Annotated in this window: 19 protein-coding genes and 1 pseudogene; 8 read left to right on the top strand and 12 right to left on the bottom strand. The window is 68.2% G+C overall.

What is annotated here, in order from left to right; genetic code table 11:
* Positions 1–234 precede the first annotated feature (234 nt).
* The 4 genes from ABH933_RS35165 to ABH933_RS35150 form a co-directional block, all read right to left on the bottom strand.
* Positions 235–516: a hypothetical protein gene (locus ABH933_RS35165; RefSeq protein ID WP_429424027.1), complete on the bottom strand. Its 282-nt coding sequence runs from the start codon at positions 514–516 to the stop codon at positions 235–237.
* Between the two features lie 470 nt (positions 517–986).
* Positions 987–1,394 (bottom strand): cupin domain-containing protein, encoded by a 408-nt coding sequence (locus ABH933_RS35160; protein ID WP_215916007.1) that lies wholly within the window; start codon positions 1,392–1,394, stop codon positions 987–989.
* A 102-nt stretch (positions 1,395–1,496) separates the two neighbouring features.
* Positions 1,497–2,135, bottom strand: a complete 639-nt coding sequence (locus tag ABH933_RS35155) for a TetR/AcrR family transcriptional regulator (protein ID WP_429424025.1) — start codon at positions 2,133–2,135, stop codon at positions 1,497–1,499.
* 229 nt (positions 2,136–2,364) lie between these two features.
* Positions 2,365–3,117 (bottom strand): DUF427 domain-containing protein, encoded by a 753-nt coding sequence (locus tag ABH933_RS35150; RefSeq protein WP_429424023.1) that lies wholly within the window; start codon positions 3,115–3,117, stop codon positions 2,365–2,367.
* Positions 3,118–3,280: 163 nt separating this feature from the next.
* Between ABH933_RS35150 and ABH933_RS35145 the strand changes: the two genes are divergently transcribed.
* Positions 3,281–4,696: an amino acid permease gene (locus ABH933_RS35145; protein WP_429424021.1), complete on the top strand. Its 1,416-nt coding sequence runs from the start codon at positions 3,281–3,283 to the stop codon at positions 4,694–4,696.
* A gap of 111 nt (positions 4,697–4,807) precedes the next feature.
* Here ABH933_RS35145 and ABH933_RS35140 read toward each other — a convergent pair whose 3' ends face one another.
* The 3 genes and pseudogenes from ABH933_RS35140 to ABH933_RS35130 all read right to left on the bottom strand — a co-directional run bounded on the left by ABH933_RS35140 (position 4,808) and on the right by ABH933_RS35130 (position 7,223).
* On the bottom strand, positions 4,808–5,341 hold the full coding sequence (locus tag ABH933_RS35140; RefSeq protein ID WP_429424019.1) for a hypothetical protein: 534 nt from the start codon (positions 5,339–5,341) through the stop codon (positions 4,808–4,810).
* A gap of 153 nt (positions 5,342–5,494) precedes the next feature.
* Positions 5,495–6,749 (bottom strand): annotated as a pseudogene (locus ABH933_RS35135) (MFS transporter).
* A gap of 21 nt (positions 6,750–6,770) precedes the next feature.
* Positions 6,771–7,223 (bottom strand): MarR family winged helix-turn-helix transcriptional regulator, encoded by a 453-nt coding sequence (locus ABH933_RS35130; protein ID WP_429424017.1) that lies wholly within the window; start codon positions 7,221–7,223, stop codon positions 6,771–6,773.
* A gap of 364 nt (positions 7,224–7,587) precedes the next feature.
* Here ABH933_RS35130 and ABH933_RS35125 point away from each other — a divergent pair, with 364 nt between their 5' ends.
* From ABH933_RS35125 to ABH933_RS35115, 3 genes are read left to right on the top strand one after another with little or no spacing between them, the layout of a single operon-like run.
* The gene (locus ABH933_RS35125; RefSeq protein ID WP_429424015.1) at positions 7,588–8,160 is read left to right on the top strand and encodes a hypothetical protein; all 573 of its coding nucleotides are present in this window, start codon (positions 7,588–7,590) and stop codon (positions 8,158–8,160) included.
* Positions 8,157–9,410 carry a hypothetical protein gene (locus tag ABH933_RS35120; protein ID WP_429424013.1) on the top strand — a complete coding sequence of 418 codons (1,254 nt, stop codon included), beginning with the start codon at positions 8,157–8,159 and terminating at the stop codon, positions 9,408–9,410. Before ABH933_RS35125 ends, ABH933_RS35120 begins: the two co-directional genes overlap by 4 nt.
* Positions 9,410–9,841: a hypothetical protein gene (locus ABH933_RS35115; RefSeq protein WP_429424011.1), complete on the top strand. Its 432-nt coding sequence runs from the start codon at positions 9,410–9,412 to the stop codon at positions 9,839–9,841. The genes ABH933_RS35120 and ABH933_RS35115 overlap by 1 nt, the downstream gene beginning before the upstream one ends.
* 159 nt (positions 9,842–10,000) lie before the next feature.
* On the opposite strand, the gene ABH933_RS35110 is transcribed toward ABH933_RS35115, so the two are convergent.
* The 5 genes from ABH933_RS35110 to ABH933_RS35090 form a co-directional block, all read right to left on the bottom strand.
* On the bottom strand, positions 10,001–11,050 hold the full coding sequence (locus ABH933_RS35110; protein ID WP_429424009.1) for an acyl-CoA dehydrogenase family protein: 1,050 nt from the start codon (positions 11,048–11,050) through the stop codon (positions 10,001–10,003).
* A gap of 178 nt (positions 11,051–11,228) precedes the next feature.
* A complete protein-coding gene (locus tag ABH933_RS35105) occupies positions 11,229–12,272 on the bottom strand; it encodes an acyl-CoA dehydrogenase family protein (RefSeq protein WP_429424007.1) in 1,044 nt (347 codons plus the stop codon).
* An 18-nt stretch (positions 12,273–12,290) separates the two neighbouring features.
* A complete protein-coding gene (locus tag ABH933_RS35100) occupies positions 12,291–13,418 on the bottom strand; it encodes an acyl-CoA dehydrogenase family protein (RefSeq protein ID WP_429424005.1) in 1,128 nt (375 codons plus the stop codon).
* On the bottom strand, positions 13,419–14,309 hold the full coding sequence (locus tag ABH933_RS35095; RefSeq protein ID WP_429424073.1) for an enoyl-CoA hydratase: 891 nt from the start codon (positions 14,307–14,309) through the stop codon (positions 13,419–13,421).
* A gap of 2 nt (positions 14,310–14,311) precedes the next feature.
* Positions 14,312–15,871, bottom strand: a complete 1,560-nt coding sequence (locus ABH933_RS35090) for a FadD3 family acyl-CoA ligase (RefSeq protein ID WP_429424003.1) — start codon at positions 15,869–15,871, stop codon at positions 14,312–14,314.
* 121 nt (positions 15,872–15,992) lie between these two features.
* On the opposite strand from ABH933_RS35090, the gene ABH933_RS35085 reads away from it, so the two are divergent.
* The 4 genes from ABH933_RS35085 (at position 15,993) to ABH933_RS35070 (ending at position 19,539) form a co-directional block, all read left to right on the top strand.
* Entirely contained in the window at positions 15,993–17,198 is a 1,206-nt protein-coding gene (locus ABH933_RS35085) for an acyl-CoA dehydrogenase family protein (RefSeq protein WP_215916629.1), read from the top strand.
* Positions 17,199–17,218: 20 nt separating this feature from the next.
* Positions 17,219–18,013, top strand: a complete 795-nt coding sequence (locus ABH933_RS35080; RefSeq protein WP_429424001.1) for an SDR family oxidoreductase — start codon at positions 17,219–17,221, stop codon at positions 18,011–18,013.
* 144 nt (positions 18,014–18,157) lie between these two features.
* Positions 18,158–18,877 (top strand): hypothetical protein, encoded by a 720-nt coding sequence (locus ABH933_RS35075; protein ID WP_429424000.1) that lies wholly within the window; start codon positions 18,158–18,160, stop codon positions 18,875–18,877.
* A gap of 47 nt (positions 18,878–18,924) precedes the next feature.
* The gene (locus ABH933_RS35070) at positions 18,925–19,539 is read left to right on the top strand and encodes a TetR/AcrR family transcriptional regulator (RefSeq protein ID WP_215916019.1); all 615 of its coding nucleotides are present in this window, start codon (positions 18,925–18,927) and stop codon (positions 19,537–19,539) included.
* Positions 19,540–19,543 lie beyond the last annotated feature (4 nt).

The following is a 19,543-nucleotide window of genomic DNA, read 5'->3' as shown; positions in this document are numbered from 1 at the left end:
ACGGTAAGGACGCCGCAGTCGGTGTGACTCCCTGAGGACAGAAACTCTTGCAACTGTGCAGATCCTGTTGGAGCCGGGGAGGATTGCTCGGCATCAGCGTAGAGACTGGGGGTCGTCGAGATACCGCATATTGGCGGATCTTTTCCGGGTAGCGGATCTTGGACATCCCATGACAAAACGCACCCCGTCCAGGCAATCCTGGCGGGGTGCGTTCGTGTGAGTTGGCGAGTTAGTTCAGCAAGCGCCCTTGTAGCCGTCGACGCCGCACATGAGCTTGGGCAGCAAATTCGCCGAACCGGTGCTGGGCACGCTGGCGACCTGCTGAGCCTTCGAGTGGTCGGCCGGGACGGGCGCGGGCTGCAGCGTGATTTTCGCCGCCGCGGTTCCGGTGCCGAGCATGCCGATCGTTACCGCGGCCGCCGAATAGAGCGCAAAACGCTTGATAGTCAAGACTTTCCTCCCGTATGAACTGGCGGCATCACGATAGCGAATCTCGGACGGGACCGGGTAGTCCATTTTCCATGGGTGGTGTCCGGTCGCCCCGGCCGCTGGACGGCCCGGGCGCTGCAGATCTGGGCACGACCAGGTGCCTGTCCTACCCGCAACCATGAAGAGGGCTGGCTTCGGGGTTGCAAGGGCCGCCACCCATCGCAGCGGACAAACTGTCGACGCTCCCGGTCGGGGAGGGGAGGTAAATCGGCCCGCCCGAAGGCGGGCCCGAAGGTGTGTCGAGGGTCGAGGCGACCGGAGCCGGTGCGGCGGGTTGCAGCGGAATCTTCGCGATCGCTGGGGACGCCCCGAGCCCCAGCGCGAGCACGCCGATAATTGTCGAACCCAGTGCAATACGTCTGATAGACAATGTATTTCCTTCCTAACCGAAGTGACTGGCTTAAGGTTAGGAGCGCTCGGTGCGGGGTGAAACGACCGCATTTTCATTGCCCCCGGAACTGAGGGCGAAGGGCCGCAACCGTTTCCGGGGGTGTGGCTCAGTCCAACCGGAAGTCGGCGAAGTCGAAGCCGGGGGCGACGATACAGCTGACGAGTACGTAGTCGTCGCCGGCCGGGCGGGCGGACTGGCTGACGCCGCCGGGGACGACGGCCTGTGGCAGGTGGCCGTGCTCCACGTCGGGGCCGAGGGTGATCTCCTCGCCGCCGATGTTCAGCAGCAGCGGGCCGCCGCGATGCCACAGCCAGATCTCGTCCGAGCGGACCGTGTGCGGGGCCGAGCGCTCGCCGGGCAGCAGCAGGAAGTGGATCGAGGTCGCGGCCGCGCGCGGGCCGTCGTAACCCTCGGGCGTGAATTCCACGGGGCTGCGCCAGATTTCGCGGTACCAGCCGCCCTCCGGGTGGGGTTGGAGATCCAGGGTGCGGGCGAGGTCCGGTCGGTCGGTCATGTACGCCTCCTGAGCGGTCGTGCGATGGTGCGTCGGGCGATTGTTCCGCCGGTCGTGGCGGGCGTTACGGCGTCGCGCAAATCCCTACCGGCACAACGGCTGTCAGTGGTCGCCGTGCGGTGTGCTGTAGGCCAGGCAGACGTGGGTGAACAGGTCGGTCCGCTGCGCGCGGGCCACCGGATTCTCCGGTTCGATCAGGCACTGGGTGGCGGTGCCGTCGTGCACGGCGACCAGTGCGCGGCCCAGTGCCGCCGGGTCGGTGACCGTGCGCCCGGCCCGCTCGAGCAGTGCCCGCACCACCGGCAGCAGCGCGGTGGTGATCGCCTCCTCGCGCGCGGCCATCACCCGCCGCAGCGCCGGGGTGCGCAACGCGTGCGCGGTGAATTCGTAGGTGATGCGAAACCACTTGTCGTCCAGGGGAACCGCGTGCAATACCCGATCGACCCCGGTGCGCAGATCGTCCACTCCGGCGGTGTCGTCGAGCATCGCGGCCACGTCGTGCAGCATTTGCGCCGAACGCTGCTCCCACATCTGCAGGAACAGTTCCTCGAGCGAGGTGAAATTGGAATAGAACGCGCCCCGGGTATATCCCGCGCGTTCGCAGATCTGCTCCACGGTGCAGCGCCCGAAACCCTCGTCCGCGAAGGCCTCGAACGCCGCGTCCAGGAGCCGCTGCCGGGTCTGCGCGCGCCGCTTGGTGACGCGGCGGGCCGGGCCGGACGAATCGGTCTGCACGGACATGTCACCTCCTGCGTCGGAATCGAGGGCGGCATCCGGGCCGTGTGAATACCGCTGACCGATACACGAGCGTATCAAAACCCGGATGGCCGGTCGTTCGGCTGCGGGGGGCGACCTCGGGGCCCGGGATGCCGCGCGGGCGCGGGCAATCGGGATCCTCGAGCATGCTCGCGGCCGGTCGGCCCCCTTGCGATAACCGGGGCTCGCGCACGGTCGGCCGCGCCGGGGCGGGTCAGGCGAGCGGGGACTTCGGGCGTTCCTGCAGCACGCCGTCGAGGTAGATGTCGACCTTCTCGTTGTAGAAGCAGACCAGGCCCGCGATCTTCTGGCTTTCGGGCAGTGGGGTGCGGTAGTACCAGACCAGATCGTTGTATTCGGTGCCGTTGACCTGCAGGTTGTAGTAGCCCGCGGTACCCTTGTAGGGGCAGTGGGTCTGGGTGTCCGACGCGGTGAACAGGTCCTGGCGGGCGTCGGGGAGGGGCAGGTAGTAGCGGGGGATGAGACCGGTCTCGAACAGGATCCGCGGCGAGTGCGATTCGGCGACCGTGACGCCGTCGACCTCCACGCGCACGTGCCGCGAACTGGCCAGGATGTCGACGCGGGTGTAGGGGCTGCGCGGATGGACGTAGACCGGCTCGTCCTCCTCCAGCCACTCGTCCATCGCCGACCACTCCAGCCGGACCAGATCATGCAGCTCGGAGATCGGGGAATCCGGATAACGCAGGGCCGCACCGGCTTTCGTCACACCGTCGGCGACGACGTCGTAGATCGTGCCCTCGCCGCGGCTCGGCGAGTGCTTGGTGGCGCCGGTCGGCTCCAGCTTGGCGACCAGATCGGTAACCGGCAGGTAGTAGGCGGGGTAGTACGGGCTCTCCCAGACCAGCACGGGGTGCGTCGTGTCGACGATCAGTTTCCCGGCGGCGTAAGCCCGAATACGCTTGTGGCCCGGCTCGGTGCGGACGCGGCCGCGATTCGTCTCGCTCATACCCGCCTACGGTACGCGCCCGGCGTGAATGCCGGGGAGCGCGCGGGATCGTCCGAAGCCTTCGGAAAATGCCGAGAGCACCCTTGTCTACCTGCGTTTTCTCGAGGCCCGGGCGGCTCGCTATGGTGTTTTGGCAACACTGCAGCGAACAAGAAGGTAATACATGACGAACACGACCGACGCCGTGCGTGCGGGCTTGCGCAGCGGCCTGCGCCGTCGGCATATGACGATGATCGCGATCGGTGGTGCGGTCGGCGCGGGGTTGTTCGTGGGGAGTGGGTCGGTGATCAGGACCGCCGGGCCCGCGGCGGTGCTGTCGTACGCGGTGGCCGGGGTGCTGGTGCTGTGTGTGCTGCGGGCGCTGGGGGAGATGGTGGTCGCGGGCTCGGTCGGCGCCGAGCGCCCGGCGGCCGGATCCATCGCCGAATACGCCCGAATATCGTTGGGGCCTTTCGCCGGGTTCACCGTCGGGTGGCTGTACTGGTATCTGTACGTGGTGCTGGTCGGTGCCGAGGCGGTGGCCGGTGCGGCGATCCTGAAATCCTGGATCGATCTGCCGTCGTGGCTGCTGGCCGCCGCGTTACTGGTGACGATGACCGCGGTGAATCTGATCTCGGTGCGCTCGTTCGGCGAATTCGAATTCTGGTTCGCCTCCATCAAGGTCGCGGCGATCGTGGTCTTCCTGATTCTCGGTGTGTCGTACGTGCTGGGGCTGTGGCCCCACGGACACGGCGGATTCGGAAATCTGACCGCGCACGGCGGGCCGATGCCGCACGGGATCAGCGGCGTCTTCTCGGCGATCGTGGTCGTCATGTTCGCCTTCGGCGGCACCGAGATCGTCACGCTCGCCGCGGCCGAGAGCGACGAGCCCGCTCGGGCGGTGGCCCGTGCCACCAGCAATGTGCTGTGGCGGGTCGGGGTGTTCTACGTGGCGTCGATCTTCCTGGTCGTGACGATCCTGCCCTGGGACGACGCCAAGGTGCTGACCAGTCCGTTCGTCAGTGCGCTGGGCCAGATCGGGGTCCCGGCGGCGGGCACGATCATGGAGGTGGTGATCCTGACCGCGGTGCTGTCGGTGCTGAACTCGGCGATCTACGTCTCCTCGCGCATGCTGTACGTGCTGACCCGCGACGGCGACGCCCCGACCGGGCTGGTCAAGCTCACCCGGCGCGGGGTGCCGGCGCGGGCCGTGCTGCTGGGCACGGTGGCCGCGTGGTGCGCGGTGCTGGCCTCCGCGGTGTCGCCGGACCGGGTGTTCAGCTTCCTGGTGAACTCGATCGGCGTGATCCTGGCCTTCTGCTATCTCGCGATCATGTTCTCGCACTGGCGTTTCCGCGCCCGGATGCAGCGCGAGAATCCCGCCGCCCTCACCTACCGGCTGTGGGGCTACCCCTACGTGAATTGGCTGGTGATCGCGGTACTGCTGGTGGTGATGGGCTCGATGCTGACGAAACCGGATCTGCGCCCGCAACTCCTGGCCTCCATCGTGAGCCTGGCGGTCGTTGCGGCGATCTATCCGCTGCGGGTGCGGTTCGGCAGGACGCCGCCGGTGCGTGCGGCATCCGGCATCGAATCGTGAACTCGACGAGAGATTCCGCGGCCGTCGCATAAAACGTGACGTGTAAATAGCGCAGGAAGCCCCGGGCGTGCGCCCGGGGCTTCCTTTTCAGCTCGGCTTTCGCCGATCAGTTCAGTTTCCGGAGATCAGCCGGAAGAAGGTGCCGTTGATCTGGGCGCTGTTCGGGCTGCCGATCGCACCGCCGACCGCGGCGCCGATGACGCAGCCCGGGATGACGAAGAACCAGAAGCCCAGGATGCAGCCGAGGATGGCGCCGACCGCGCCGCCGTGCTGCACGCCCCAGACCCACTGGTTGATGAGCTGGTTGCCGGTATCGGTGAACGCGATCTGCTTCAGGGTCAGGGCCTTGCCGTCGCTGCTGACGGTGGCCGCGACCGGGGCGGCGGTGAGCGGAATCGACTCGACGGTCTTGCCCGCGGCGTCGGTGACGTCGATCGACTTGGTCGCGGCGTCCGTGACGAAGCGGCCGGAGACCAGCTTCGCGGTGACCGTGCGCGCGTGCATATCGGTGGTGGCGCTGACATTGGACGACGTCTGGATCGGCGCCGGAGCCGCGCCCGCGGTGCTGGAGCCGATCAGGACGGCGCCCGCGGTGATTGCGGCGATGGCGATGCTGCGGCCGAGCGTTTGAATCGAAACGGACACGTGAAGCCCTTCGTCAGGTAAAAGTCTGTGCGATGTAAATGATCGATCACGGAGAAAGTACGCCTAATGCGAGGCATTGCGCCAACCGAATGCGGTAATGGGTGGGAATACCGACGTTACCCGCAAAAGATTGGCGTAATTACGCCATGGAACTCAGTCGTCGCCCGCGCTGATCGCCATCGCCTCGTCCACGCTGTGCGCGGCCGGGTCGTGGTCGTCGATGTGGGCCAGGGCCGAGCGGCCGCCGAGCAGGACGAGCACGCCGATCGCGGTGCAGGCCGCGCCGACCCAGAACGGCAGGGCCATGTGCTGCTCGCCGAGCTTGCCGGCCAGGTAGGGGGGCCGCGGCGCCGCCGACGAAGCGCACGAAGCTGTAGGCGGCCGAGGCGGTCGAGCGCTCCACCGGTGCGGAGATCATCACGGCCTCGGTGATGAGGGTGTTGTTCACGCCGAGGAACAGTCCGGCCAGGACCGTGCCGACGATCAGCACCGGCCGGTGCCCGGCGAACAGCGCCATGACGGCGAGGTCGGCCGCGAACAGGGCCAAGGCCAGGGCAATCATCGGGACGGTGCCGAAGCGGCGCTGCAGCCGCGGCGCGAAGAACACCGATGCCAGAGCGAGCATCAGGCCCCAGCCGAAGAAGATGAAACCGATTGCGTAGGTGCCCATGTCGAGCGGGAACGGGGTGTAGGCCAGCAGGGTGAAGAAGCCGAAGTTGTACAGCAGCGCGGTGATGCTCACCAGCAGCAGTCCGCGGTGCCGTAATGCCTTGAAGGGCGCGGTGATCGAGGTGTGCTGCGCGGGCTTGGGCAGCTCGGGAAGCAGCGTCACGATGGCGATGAAGGCGATCGCCATGAGCACCGATACGCCGAAGAACGGTGCGCGCCAGCTGATTCCGCCCAGCACGCCGCCGACCAACGGTCCCGCCGCGATGCCGACGCCCAGCGCGGCCTCGTACAGGATGATCGAGCGCGCGACGCCGCCGGTGGCCGCGCCCACGATGGTGGCCAGCGCGGTGGCGATGAACAGCGCGTTGCCCAGTCCCCATCCGGCGCGGAAGCCCACGATCTGCCCGACCGTGCCCGAGCTGCCGGCCAGCGCGGCGAACACCACGATGATCGCCAGGCCCGCGAGCAGCGTCTTCTTGGCGCCGAAGCGGCTCGACACCACGCCCGTGATCAGCATGGCCACGCCCGTCACCATCATGTAGCTGGTGAACAGCAGCGTCACCTGCGAGGTCGAGGCGTGCAGCTGCGCACCGATCGGCTCGAGAATGGGATCGACCAGGCCGATACCCATGAAGGCGATCACGGAGGCGAAGGCGACCGCCCACACGGATTTGGGCTGTTTCGCGCGTGCGGGGGCCGGCGCGCTGGTGACGACGCGCGCGGACAGGGTGGTGGTCATGGATGCTCCTGGTTCTGCTTGTCAGGCAACAGATTTCAGGGCCGCGAGAAGGTCGGTCAGCTCGCCGCTGAGGTGGGCGAGCCGGTCGGCGTCGAAGCCGGGCAATCGTTCGGTGAGGGTGGCACCGATCGCTCGGCGGGACGCGGCCAACCGCTCGCGTCCCGCCGGCGTCAGCTCGACGACTACGGCTCTGGAGTCGCCGGGATCCGTGGTGCGGCTGACCAGGCCCGCGGTGGCCATCCGGCCGAGCAGCGTCGTCGCTGTGGGCTGGGAGCAGCCATCGATGCGGGCGAACTCGCTGACCCGCAGCGCTCCGCGCTCGTCGAGCACCGACATCGCGCGCAGCATGGCGTGGGGCAGGTCGTCATCGCGCAGGGTCCGGGTGACCCGGGTGATCTGCGCCATGGTGACCATGATGTCGACCACGTGGTCCTCGCCGGTCGCGGGAGTCGGGGCTGCTTGGTTCAACTGCACGATATTAATTTACATAGGGTAACTATCTATGTGCATAGCTTGGCTATGCAAACGAGTGTGAGATCGCCCACGGGGTGGTGGCCCGCCGCGCATTCACACCGCCGGCGTCAGCGGGTGGGCGATGGATTACCCAGGGCGGCATCGTAATACGAAAGAAGCCTTTAGAGCTGAGGAAACTCCGCGTCCGCCGGCCGATGTCGGTGGGCCCGGCAGTGGCGCGTGTGGGGGCGCGGGTGCCGAGCGGCTTGGAACCCGCGAAGGTTCCACGGACCATACCCAGCGGTGGTGAGTCCAGTGTGCGGCGGTACGGCGATAGCCTGTGATCTCTTGACCTGCCTGTGCTGAGAGAAACGAAGGGGGCGCCGTGCGGGAAGGGCCCGAGGGTGCGCAACTACTGACGGCGATCTCGTCCACCAACTCACCCGGTGGTCCGGGCGCGAGTGGCACCGGCAGTGGAACGTCGAGCTCCGGCGGGGTGAACGGTGGCTCCGGTCCGGGCGCAACCGGTAGCGCCGCATCCGGTACGAGCGGGAATTCCGGCCCGAACGCGGGGTTGGGCATCGACCCGGGCGCACTGCTCAGTCCGGTGGCGGTCGTCTCCGCCGCCGCGTCCACGTACGACAAGGCGTATGGGTCTCTGGTCGAGATGGTCGTTCCCGGCGCGCTCGACCTCGGGGATCCTCAGGTCGAGTCCGCTTGGAGTGCGTTTCAGTCGGCATGGATATCGGAGGTCATCGCCGCCGAATCCGCGTTGTCGGCGTTGCTGAAGCTGGTACCGGGGTCCGTGGGGGAGTATCAGAACACCGACCAGCAGGGTGGCGCTGTTGTCAGCAAGGATTTCGGTGGCGCGGTCGGACCGGTCGGAGGCAGCCCGACCAGCGGGCCGGTCGGCCCTCGGCCTCCGGGTAACGGGGGACGCGGGGTGCGGACCGAGTGAGCGCTGTGCAGGCGTTGCAGCAGGCGCGGGATCTTATCGACCAAGCCCGCTGGCTCCCAAAGTTCCTGCCCCATGCGATCGATGTGGCGCTGGCGCCACCGGCGCTGGCCGGAGCGCCCGCGCAGATCGCCGGTTCGCCGCTCGGCGAGGGGGGCATGGCGGACATCTACCGCACGGTCTCGCGCAACGCTGTCGGCGCCGGTGCCAACCTCCAGGCGGTTGCCGACACTCAGTTGCCGGCGGCGTGGCGGGGTCAGGCGGCCGAGACCATGTCGGAGGCCGTCCGAGCGGTGGCCGTGCAGTCCGCGGCGGCGGGGGCGGCGTTCGATTCCGGTTACCAAGCCCTGACGGCCTGGGCCCGCGCACTGGCTGAGGCGCAGCGCCGCGATACCCAAGGGCGAGAGTTGCTGGGGCAGGCCATGACACAGGCGGCGGGACCGGGGGGATCGCCGGAGTCGAACGCGCGGTTCCCGAATCCGGCCACGCAAGCTCTGGGCGAGAATATGTGGGGCCTGGCCGACGAGGGATGTAAGGAACGGCTCGCCGCGGCAACGATCGTGCAGGGCGCGGCGTCGGATGCGGTCGACATGCTGAATCGGGTCGCCGCGACGGCACGAGCGCGGCAGATCAAATCGCCGGGTATTGATCCGCTGACGTCGGTGGCGTTGGCATACTCCCCTGAACCCGGTTGGAGCAAGGACCCGCTGACCGCAATTCCCGGTTTTGCCGCGTTGGCGCGCTTATCTCAAACCTTGACGACCGAACTCGACCAGCTCACGACTGGTGGATGGAGCATCGCCTACGGTCCCACGGGAAAGGGTAGTTATACAGATCGGCAGAGCAAGAAGATCGTCATCGATGGCGGCCTCTTCGACAATCCGGTCGCAACGGTGGAGGCGCTGGCTCACGAGGCTGGGCATGCTTCGTATCACGGTCCGATCGGAGGCGCGAACCCGACCGACTGCGTGAACAATTCTCTCACGGACGAGGGCGCCGCCACCCTGAACAATATGGTCGTGGCACGTGAGATCGACGATAAGCATGGGCTCGACATCGGGGTTGCGGGTCAGAGTCCTGATGTGCAAACGGCGTGGAATTCAACGTACGACGCCTATCGAAAAGCCGGATCGACGCCGGAAGCCTATCAGCACGCAATCCAGCAGATCGGTGCGTACTACGGCGAGCATCTCCATCCTTCGACCGCCCCCAACGAGACGTATGATCAGTATTATCAGGCCGGGTGCCAGTAATGATGTCGAACCACCCCACCGACGTATGGAATCTGATCGCCGCTGTAGTGGCCCAGGTCCCGCTGACGTCCGGAAAACTGAGCGATCTCTTCCACGTCGATATCTCCTCGGGTTCCGGCCGTCGGACGGCGGGACCCGTGCGGCTCGGATCCGCGCTCCTTATCGACGAGATCGGTACCGCGAGCCGCCCCGATGGTGACTGGATCTTTTCGTACTTCGATATCGGCGCACCGTCGAGTATCGGTCTCGACGAACTGAAGAGCCATTATCCCGACGTGACGCGGACGACGGTACCGTCAGGGCATTCGCCCGAAGAGAAGTTCGTCTGGACTTCGAAAGAGCCCTGGGGTGTTCTCAATTTCGGATTCCGAGAGCGTGACTATCGTCTGACCACTGTAAGCCTGCACAGTCCAGGGGATTGGAATTACTGACGAGTCCCCCGGGGCGATCCGGTTCGGCGGCGAGCACATCCGACGGGGAGAAACCCCCGGAGCCGAGGGAAGCTCCGGGGGTTCCTCACTGCTGCCGGTCGGCCCCGCAGCGGCGCATGCAGGGTACGCCGAGCCGACCGGCGGAATCGAGCTCTGGGCTCAGGCCGGGCGGGCCAGCGGGCGCGGGGGTGTGCCGAACAGCTGGGCGTCGCCGTGGGCGCGCTTGAAGAACAGGTGTGCGTCGTGCTCCCAGGTGATCGCGATGCCGCCGTGCAGCTGCACGGTCTCGCCGACGATCGCGGAGAACGCCTGCGAGCAGTGGATGCGGGCCGCGGCCAGGTCCAGCGGGTCCGGATCGCCCGCGGCCAGGCCCGCGATGGCGGCGTAGGCGGCCGATCGGGCCGATTCCACCAGCACGTACATGTCGGCCATTCGGTGCTTGAGTGCCTGGAAGCTGCCGATCGGGCGGCCGAACTGCACGCGGGACTTGCTGTATTCGACGGTCATCCATAGGCAGTGGTCCGCCGCGCCGACCTGTTCGGCGGCGATTGCCGCCCAGGCGATCTCGCGCAGCCGGGCGACCACCGCCGCGTCGCCGCCCAGGGCGCGGGCCGGGGCGGCGGTGAACGTGATCTCCGACAGGCGCCGGGAGGGATCCATGGTCGGGGAGACCGTCCGGGCGACTTCCGGTGCTGCGGCGTCGATCTCGTACAGGCCCTCGGCGGTCACCACGATCAGGGTGTCCGCGTTCGCGCCGTCGAGCACGTAATGGGCCGTGCCGGTGAGCGTTCCGTCTTCGGCGCGCACGCCCGGCGAATCCCAGCCGCGCGCATCGGCCCAGCAGACCGCGAGCGTCCGGGTGCCCTCGGCGACCTCGGGAAGGAGCCGCTCACAGGCTTCGGTGTTGCCGGACAACAGGATCGCCTGCGCGCCCAGCACCGCCGAGCCGAGCATCGGCGGGGTGTGCAGGGTGCGGCCCAGCTCCTCGACGACCAGCAGCGCCTCGACCAGCCCGGCCCCGATACCGCCGTACTCCTCCGGAATCGCCAGCGCCGCAACGCCGACCTGCTCGCACAGCAGCGACCACAGCTGCGCGTCGTAGCCGAGCTCGCTGTCGATGGCGCGCCGCAGCACGTCGCGGTCGCCATGCTTGGTGAGCACGGCGCGCACGGTCGTCGCGAGTTCCTGTAACTCCGCAGCGCTGCTCATTGCTTGCCTCCTGATGCTGTGTCGACGGGAACCATGCCGTAACGGCGAAATGCAGTGGAAGTGGATTCACTTCCGGAGTAGCCGCCGGGTTTGCTCACTGCGGCAACCGAAGTGGCCCGCATGGCGCTGGATCGTACCTGCGCCGCCTGCACCCATTCGGACAGCTCGCCGCAGATCCTCATGCGACGGCTCCGGCGCGCAATGCCGTCGCGACCCGTGCCCGATGGAAATCGGCGGTGCCCCAGGCCGATCGCAGCGCGGTGGCCTTGGTCAGCCACAGCGACAGATCGCATTCGGCGGTGTAGCCGATGGCGCCGTGCACCTGCAGGGCGATGCGGGCGGTCCGGTAGGCGGCCTCGCCGCAGGCCAGCTTGGCCGCGGAGATGTCGCGGGCCCGGACCTGCGCGTCCGGGCCGGACGCCAGGGTGAGGGCGGCGCGGTAGAGCAGCGGCTGGGCCATCTCCAGGCCGATGTGCGCGTTGGCGAGATGGTGCTTGATGGCCTGGTAGCGGCCGATCGGGGTGCCGAACTGCTGGCGCTGCTTGACGTACTCGACGCTGGTGTCGAGCATGGCGCGGCCCGCGCCGAGCAGCTGCGCGGCGGCGGCCAGGGCGGCGGTGTCGAAGGCCAGAGCGATGGCGTCCGAGACGCCCTCGCCCTCGGCGACGATCTCGCCCGCGGTGACGGTGTAGAGGCGGCGCGCGGCGTCCACCGACTTCACCAGGTCGCCGGGGGTGGCCAGCGCGAGGCGGTCGCTCTCGGCGACGAGCACCAGATCGGCGATATCGGCATCCAGGGCGACGGCCTTGCCCTCGGCCCTGCCGGCATTGGCTCCGGTCGCGGTGGTCAGGGCCAGCGTGCCCAGCTTGGCGCCCTCGGCCAGCTCCGGAAGCCGCTCGGCCGCGAGCACCGAGCCCGGAAGTGCCTGCAGCAGTGCGGGAATCGCGGCGGCGGTCTCCACCAGCGGACCTGGCACCGCGGCGCGGCCGATCTCGGTGAAGGCCACGATCATCTCGACCGGGCCCGCGCCGAAGCCGCCGTTCTCCTCGGTGACGGTCAGCCCCAGGGCACCCGCCTCGGCCAGCTGGCCGATCAGCGCGCGCCCGGCGGCGTGATCGCCTTCGCCCCAGGCGCGTACGACGCCCGGGGTCTTGGCGGCCTCGGCCATCTTGCGCAGGCTGGCGGCGAAATCGTGCTGTTCTGCGGTCAATGCGAATCGCATGTCGTCGTCCTCCTGTGGCTATCGCGGCAGGCCGAGCAGGCGTTCGGCGATGATGTTGCGCTGAATCTCGTTGGTGCCCGCATAGATCGGGCCCGCCAGCGAGAACAGGAAGCCGTCGGTCCAGGCCGACTCCTGCTCCGCGGCCGCGCCGTGCAGGTCCAGGGCGGTCTCGTGCATGGCGATGTCCAGTTCGGACCAGAACACCTTGTTCACCGAGGATTCCGCGCCCAGCTGGCCGCCCTCGGCCAGGCGGGTCACCGTCGCCCAGGTGTTGAGGCGGTACGCCTCCGCGCCCACCCAGGCGTCGACCACCCGGTCGGCCAGGGCGGTGCCCTCGGAATCCGTTGTGCGCCACAGCTCGATGAGCTTGCCGGCGGTGGCGTTGAACCGGCCCGGTGAGCGCAACGACAGGCCGCGCTCATTGCTGGAGGTCGCCATGGCGACCTTCCAGCCGTTGTTCGGTTCGCCGATGACGTCGGCATCGGGGACGAACACGTTGTCCAGGAAGATCTCCGCGAATCCCGGCTCGCCGTCCAGCTGCGGAATCGGCCGCACCGTAATGCCCTCCGCGGTGAGCGGGAACATCAGGTAGGTGAGGCCGCGGTGGCGCTCGGCGTCGGGGTCGCTGCGGAACAGCCCGAAACCCCAGTCCGCAAACGAGGCCCGCGAGCTCCAGGTCTTCTGGCCGTTGAGCAGCCAGCCGCCCTCGGTGTGCTTGGCGGTGGAGCGTATGCCCGCCAGGTCCGAACCGGCCTCCGGCTCGGACCAGGCCTGCGCCCAGATGTCCTCGGCGCGCGCCATTCTCGGCAGGATGCGCGCGAGCTGCTCGGGGGAGCCGTGCTCGAACAGGGTCGGCGCGAGCAGGAAGATGCCGTTCTGCGAGACGCGTCCGGGGGCGCCCGCGGCGTAGTACTCCTCCTCGAAGACGACCCATTCGGTCAGCGAGGCATCGCGGCCGCCGTACTCGGCGGGCCAGGCCACGCAGGACAGGCGGGCCTGCGCGAGTGTGTGCTCCCAGGCGCGGTGGGCCTCGAAGCCCTCCCGGGTGTCCATGGAGGGCAGGGGCGTGGCGGGCACGTTGGCCGCCAGGAACGCGCGCACCTCGGCGCGGAATTCCTCGGTCTTGGTGTCGAATTCGAGATCCACTTACTTGGCCCCGTCGTTGGTGGTAGTGGCAGCTCCGGTGGCGCTGGCCTTCATGGACTTGGCGTTCATGCCGCCCAGGGAGTCGGCGCCGACCTCGGCGTTGTGCGCGTGCGCGAAATGGTGCAGCCCGAACACCGAGTCCATGCCCGCGCGCATGCCCATCAGGTCCTCGCACTGGTTCACGGCCTTCTTGGTCAGCGCCAGGCCGAATTGCGGCATGGCCGAGATCTTCTCGGCCAGCGCGAGGGTCTCGGACTCCAGCTCCTCGCGCGGGACCACCCGGTTCAGCATGCCCCACTCGTAGGCTTGCGCCGCGGTGAAGCGATCGCCGGTGAACAGGATCTCCTTGGCCCGGCGCGGGCCCAGCATCCACGGATGCGCGAAGTACTCCACGCCCGGAATGCCCATGCGGACAACGGGATCGGAGAAGAAGGCGTCCTCGGAGGCCACGATGAGATCGCAGGACCAGGCCAGCATCAGCGCGCCGGCGATGCAGGCGCCCTGGACCATGGCGATGGTCGGCTTGGGGATCTCCCGCCAGCGGCGGCACATGCCCAGGTACACCTCGGACTCGCGGGCGAAACGCTGATCGCCGCCCGGCCGGTCGAGATGATCCCACCACAGCACGGCCTTGTTGTCGTAATGCACATGATGGTCCCGGCCCGGGGTGCCGATGTCGTGCCCGGCGCTGAAGTGTTTCCCGTTGCCCGCCAGCACGATCACCTTGACCTCGGCGTCCTGGACCGCGCGTTCGAAGGCGGCGTCCAGGGCGTAGGTCATCACCGAGTTCTGGGCGTTGCGGTAGTCCGGGCGGTTCATCGTGACGACCGCGACCGGCCCGCGCCGGGAGTAGGTGACGACCTCACCCTCGTCGGGGATGGGTGTCTCGATGCTCACGAATTCTCCTCACGTAATTGCCGCTTGAGTACCTTTCCGGCGGCGCTGTAGGGCAGCTGGTCGAGAAATTCCACCGCACGCGGGACCTTGAAATTGGCCAATGTCGTTTTGGCGTAGGCGATCACGTCCTGCTCGGTCAGGCTCGATCCGGCGCGGCGCACGATGTAGGCCTTGCCGACCTCGCCCATGCGCTCGTCCGGAATGCCGATGACCGCGGATTCCGCGACGCCGTCCAGGCGCGCGAGGGCCTGCTCGATCTCGGCGGGATAGACGTTGAATCCGCCGCTGATGTAGAGGTCCTTGAGCCGGTCGGTGATCTTCAGATAGCCACGCTCGTCGAGGATTCCGACGTCCCCGGTGTGCAGCCAGCCCTCGGGGTCGATGGTCTTGGCGGTGTTCTCGGGATCGTCCAGGTAGCCGAGCATCACGTTCGGGCCGCGCAGCAGCACCTCGCCGTGGTCGCCGATGCGGACCTCGAAGCCGGCGATGGGGCCGCCGCAGGTGTTGGCGATGGTCTCCGCGTCGTCGTCCGGTTGGCACATGGTGCCGAAGCCGGAGGATTCCGAGAGGCCGTAGGCGGTCACGACGACGTCGAATTTCAGTTCGCTGCGCATTCTTTCGATGAGCACGACCGGCACGGTCGCCGCGCCGGTGACGGCTACCCGCAGGCTGCTCAAGTCGGTCTCGATGCGGGCGGGGTGGTCCAGGATGGTCTGGTAGATCGTCGGCGGACCGGTCAGCACGGTGATGCCCAGGTCGTGCACCATCCGCATCGCCTGCGGCACATCGAAACTGGCCTGCGGCACGATGGTCGCGCCGGTCACCAGGCAGGCCAGCATCGCGGCCTTGTAGCCGAAGTTGTGGAAGAACGGCGGTATCACCAGGTAGCGGTCTGTGCTGGTGAGCGTCGAGCACTCCACCCAGGCCCGCACCACGCTCAGCGCCTGCCGGTGCGCGACGAGCGTACCCTTGCTGCGGCCGGTGGTGCCGGAGGTGAAAAGGATGTCGGCGATGTCCTCGGGATCCACCGATTCCCCGTGGGCGACCACCTTCTCGCGGGGGATTCGCGCGGAGATCGCGGGCAGGTCGGTCCAGGGGATGACGGTGTCGGTCGCCGCGGGCAGCGCGCCGGAGTCGTCGGCGGGCATCACGATGATGCTGTCGATCGCGAGTTCCGGTGCGGCGGTGTGCAATTCGGCCAGCCGGTCGCGGCCCAGGAAGGTTCCGGCGATGAACAGGGCCTTGGCGTGCACCCGCTCGAGCACGTCGACCGCCTCGTCGGCGACGTATCGGGTGTTCAGCGGTACCAGGGCCGCGCCGCAGTAGTGCGAGGCCAGCGCCGCGATCACCCAGTGGTAGGTGTTCGGCGCCCAGATGGCGATCCGGTCGCCGCGCTCGACGCCCCGGGCGAGCAGCGCGCCGGCGACCTGCTGAACCCGGTCCAGCAGCTGAGCCCAGCTCAGCTCGACCTCGCCGTCCAGGACGGCCAGGGCGTCGCGGTAGGCGAGTGCCGCATCATGCAGGGCCCGGGGGGTGGTCTGCGAAGGGGTTGTCACGGGCATCCTCCCGCGGCGAGCCGCGAATCGAAGCTGTCGGTCGACCGGCGCGCTGGGGGCAGCGGGCCGAACCACCGGTCTACAAAGCAAGTGCTTGGTAGGTTACTCTACCGGAGTGAGCATGATCCAGACCCCCGATTCGGCGGCCGGGAACGACACGTCCGCTGACGTGAAATTCCGCGCCGACGTGCGCGAATGGCTGGCCGAGAACCTCGAGGGCGAGTTTCGCGAGCTGCGCGGGCTGGGCGGGCCCGGCCGCGAGCACGAGGCGTTCGACGAGCGCCTCGAGTGGGACCGCCACCTGGCCGCGGCCGGATGGACCTGCCTGGGCTGGCCCGAACAGTACGGCGGCCGCAACGCGTCGCTGCGCCAGCAAGTGATCTTCCACGAGGAGTACGCCAAGGCCGACGCGCCGAGCCGCGTGTCGCATCTGGGCGAGGAACTGCTCGGGCCGACGGTGCTGGCCTTCGGCACCGAGGAGCAGAAGCGGCGCTTCCTGCCCGGCATCCGCAACGTCACCGAGCTGTGGTGCCAGGGGTACTCCGAGCCCGGCGCCGGCTCGGACCTCGCGGCCGTGGCCACCTCGGCGCGCCTGGACGGCGACGAGTGGGTGATCAACGGCCAGAAGATCTGGACCTCGCTGGCGCACCTGGCCGACTGGTGCTTCGTCATCGCCCGCACCGAGCCCGGATCGACCCGCCACCACGGCCTGTCGTACCTGCTGGTCCCGATGAAGCAGCCCGGGGTCGAGGTGCGCCCGATCATCCAGCTCACCGGCACCGCCGAATTCAACGAGGTGTTCTTCGACAACGCCCGCACCGAGGCCGGTCTGGTCGTCGGCGAGCCGGGCGAGGGCTGGCGAGTCGCCATGGGCACCTTGACCTTCGAGCGCGGCATCTCCACCTTCGGCCAGCAGATCCGGTTCGCAGGCGAGCTGGCGAGCCTGGAGGCCGTCGCGAAGACCACTGGCGCGCTGGAGAATCCGGTGCTCGCGGACCGCTTCGATCAGGCCTGGGTGGGTCTGCGCGTGCTGCGCGCGCAGGCGCTGCGCACCCTGGGGTCCGCGCACGAGCACGTCGATGCCCGCGAGGCGGCAGGACAGGCGTCGGTATCGAAGCTGTTGTGGGCCAACTGGCATCGCGGCCTCGGCGAGCTCGCCATGGACGTGCTCGGCGCCCCGGGACTCGTTTCGCCCCCCGGTGACCTGAACGAATGGCAGCGCCTGTTCCTGTTCAGCCGCGCCGACACCCTCTACGGCGGCTCGAACGAGGTGCAGCGCAACGTCATCTCCGAGCGCGTGCTGGGCCTGCCCCGCGAAGCCCGGTGACCTCCCCGAAAGGACTTACCATGACCGATCTTTCTGTTGCGCCGGAACCGATTTCGGGACACGGCCTGCTCACCGGCCGGGTCGCGGTGATCACCGCCGCCGCCGGGACCGGCATCGGCTCGTCGACCGCGCGGCGCATGCTCGACGAGGGTGCCGACGTCGTCGTCTCCGATTGGCACGAGCGGCGTCTGAAGCAGACCGAGCAGGAGCTGGCCGCGGCCTTCCCGCAGCGTCGCGTGGCCTCGGTGGTCTGCGATGTGACCAGCACCGAACAGGTCGACGAGCTCATCGCCGCCTCGGTGAATGCCTTGGGCCGCATCGACATCATGGTCAACAACGCCGGATTGGGCGGTGAGACACCGGTTGTCGACATGACCGACGAGCAGTGGGACCGCGTGCTGGACATCACCCTGAACGGCACCTTCCGCTGCACCCGCGCCGCGCTCGGGTATTTCCGCAGCGCCGGGCACGGCGGTGTGATCGTCAACAACGCCAGCGTGCTCGGCTGGCGCGCCCAGTACGGGCAGGCCCATTACGCCGCGGCCAAGGCCGGCGTCATGGCGCTGACCCGCTGCAGCGCGGTCGAGGCCGCGGAGCTGGGCGTGCGGATCAACGCCGTCGCGCCGAGCATCGCGCGACACCCCTTCCTGGACAAGGTTTCCTCGACCGAGCTGCTGGACCGGCTCGCCGGTCAGGAGGCATTCGGGCGCGCCGCCGAGCCGTGGGAGGTCGCCGCGACCATCGCCATGCTCGCCAGCGATTACACCTCGTATATGACGGGCGAGATTGTCTCGGTAAGTAGTCAGCGGGCCTAGGTCCCGGGTCACCGCTGGACGACGGTTCCGGTCGAAACGACGTATTCGGCCGCCCGCCCCGGAAATTTGGTGGCGCCGACCACCCCCAGGTGTGCAATCCTGGAAAAGGCCGATGCTGCGAACATTTCGAAGGGACCACGACCTATGGGTCTGGACCGTCGTCAGGCAGACAATGAAGAACTCGAGCTGGTACGTGAGATTGTGCTGGCCCGTCGGCGGCTGGACGGAATTGTGCTCGCCGCCCTGACACTCGGCGCCGAACTGCTCGATCACGCCTCCGAACGCGCGACCGCGGCGCGGGCGGCCCAGATTCTCGAGGCGCACGCCGTCGACGAAGCCGAGGTCGCCCGCGATCCGCGCTGTGCGTTGCGCCTGGATCTGGCGCGCGATCACGAGCGCGCCGTCCGGATCGGGATGGCGGGCCCCGAGTCCGAGGAGGCGCGACGGCGGCGCGAACAGACCATGCTGCTGTGCGAGGTGCGTGCCGATCTGCTCGAGGTGGTGCGGCGTTGCCGCAAGTTCCGGTTCGATCGCGTCGCCTTCGCCGACGGCATCGCGGAGGGGCTGTGCGCCGCGACCGACAAACTGGTGGACGGCGCGGATATGGACACCTACCGGGCCTGGCAGCGCGGCATGCTGCTCAAGCTGATCGAGGAACCCGTGTCGTTCGGGCCGCCGCGGGTGATGGCGACGGTCGACGCGGGGCCGGGCCGCGGGCAGCTGACCGTCGAGTGGGACAGCTGCGAGCGGCGGCTGGCCCTGGTGGCGCGCATGGCGCGGGCGGGGGTCTCGCCCGTGGCGATCTGCGACCGCCTGCTCGCGGACCTGTCGGTATCGTCGCCATTGCGCTACTCGCTGCGCTGAACGGGAGGCGGATGGACCAAGCAAACGCTTGGTTGTACGATGGGCGGGTGACCGTAGCCGACGCATCCAAATCCGCACGTCGCAACGAGCTGCTGGCCATCGCGGCCGGGCTGTTCGCCGAGCGCGGGCTGCGTGCTACCACGGTCCGGGACATCGCGGACGCCGCGGGAATCCTGTCCGGCAGTCTCTACCATCATTTCGATTCCAAGGAATCCATGGTGGACGAGATCCTGCGCGGCTTCCTCGAGGACCTGTTCGGCCGCTACCGCGAGATCGACGCCGCGGGCCTGCCGGCGCGGGATACGTTGGAGGCCTTCGTCACCGCATCCCTCGAGTCGTTCGACCGCTCACACGCCGCGGTATCGATCTATCAGGCCGAGGCCAAAAGACTCAGCGGCACACCGCGTTTCGAGTACATCGACGAATACAACCGGGAGTTCCGCGAGCTGTGGCGCAAGGTGCTCGTCGCGGGCGTCGCGGACGGCAGCTTCCGGCCGGAACTCGATACCGAACTCGCCCTTCGCTTCCTGCGCGACACCGTCTGGGTGTCGGTGCACTGGTACCGGCCCGGCGGCCGTATCACCGTGGACAACCTGGCCAAGCAGTATCTGACCATCGTGCTGGACGGACTCACGAATCCCGAAGCCCAGCACCAGAAGTAGGAGT

The organism is Nocardia sp. GP40 (assembly GCF_050434125.1).
Classification (GTDB): domain Bacteria; phylum Actinomycetota; class Actinomycetes; order Mycobacteriales; family Mycobacteriaceae; genus Nocardia; species Nocardia albiluteola.
The sequence above is the reverse complement of the archived record's forward strand: the minus strand, read 5'-3'. Positions and strand labels throughout refer to the sequence as shown.

Excerpts from the sequence above, each read along its gene's own strand:
- ABH933_RS35165 (WP_429424027.1), bottom strand. The coding sequence starts at position 516 with ATGGACTACCCGGTCCCGTCCGAGATTCGCTATCGTGATGCCGCCAGT.
- ABH933_RS35160 (WP_215916007.1), bottom strand. The coding sequence starts at position 1,394 with ATGACCGACCGACCGGACCTCGCCCGCACCCTGGATCTCCAACCCCAC.
- ABH933_RS35155 (WP_429424025.1), bottom strand. The coding sequence starts at position 2,135 with ATGTCCGTGCAGACCGATTCGTCCGGCCCGGCCCGCCGCGTCACCAAG.
- ABH933_RS35150 (WP_429424023.1), bottom strand. The coding sequence starts at position 3,117 with ATGAGCGAGACGAATCGCGGCCGCGTCCGCACCGAGCCGGGCCACAAG.
- ABH933_RS35145 (WP_429424021.1), top strand. The coding sequence starts at position 3,281 with ATGACGAACACGACCGACGCCGTGCGTGCGGGCTTGCGCAGCGGCCTG.
- ABH933_RS35115 (WP_429424011.1), top strand. The coding sequence starts at position 9,410 with ATGATGTCGAACCACCCCACCGACGTATGGAATCTGATCGCCGCTGTA.
- ABH933_RS35110 (WP_429424009.1), bottom strand. The coding sequence starts at position 11,050 with ATGAGCAGCGCTGCGGAGTTACAGGAACTCGCGACGACCGTGCGCGCC.
- ABH933_RS35105 (WP_429424007.1), bottom strand. The coding sequence starts at position 12,272 with ATGCGATTCGCATTGACCGCAGAACAGCACGATTTCGCCGCCAGCCTG.
- ABH933_RS35085 (WP_215916629.1), top strand. The coding sequence starts at position 15,993 with ATGATCCAGACCCCCGATTCGGCGGCCGGGAACGACACGTCCGCTGAC.
- ABH933_RS35080 (WP_429424001.1), top strand. The coding sequence starts at position 17,219 with ATGACCGATCTTTCTGTTGCGCCGGAACCGATTTCGGGACACGGCCTG.
- ABH933_RS35075 (WP_429424000.1), top strand. The coding sequence starts at position 18,158 with ATGGGTCTGGACCGTCGTCAGGCAGACAATGAAGAACTCGAGCTGGTA.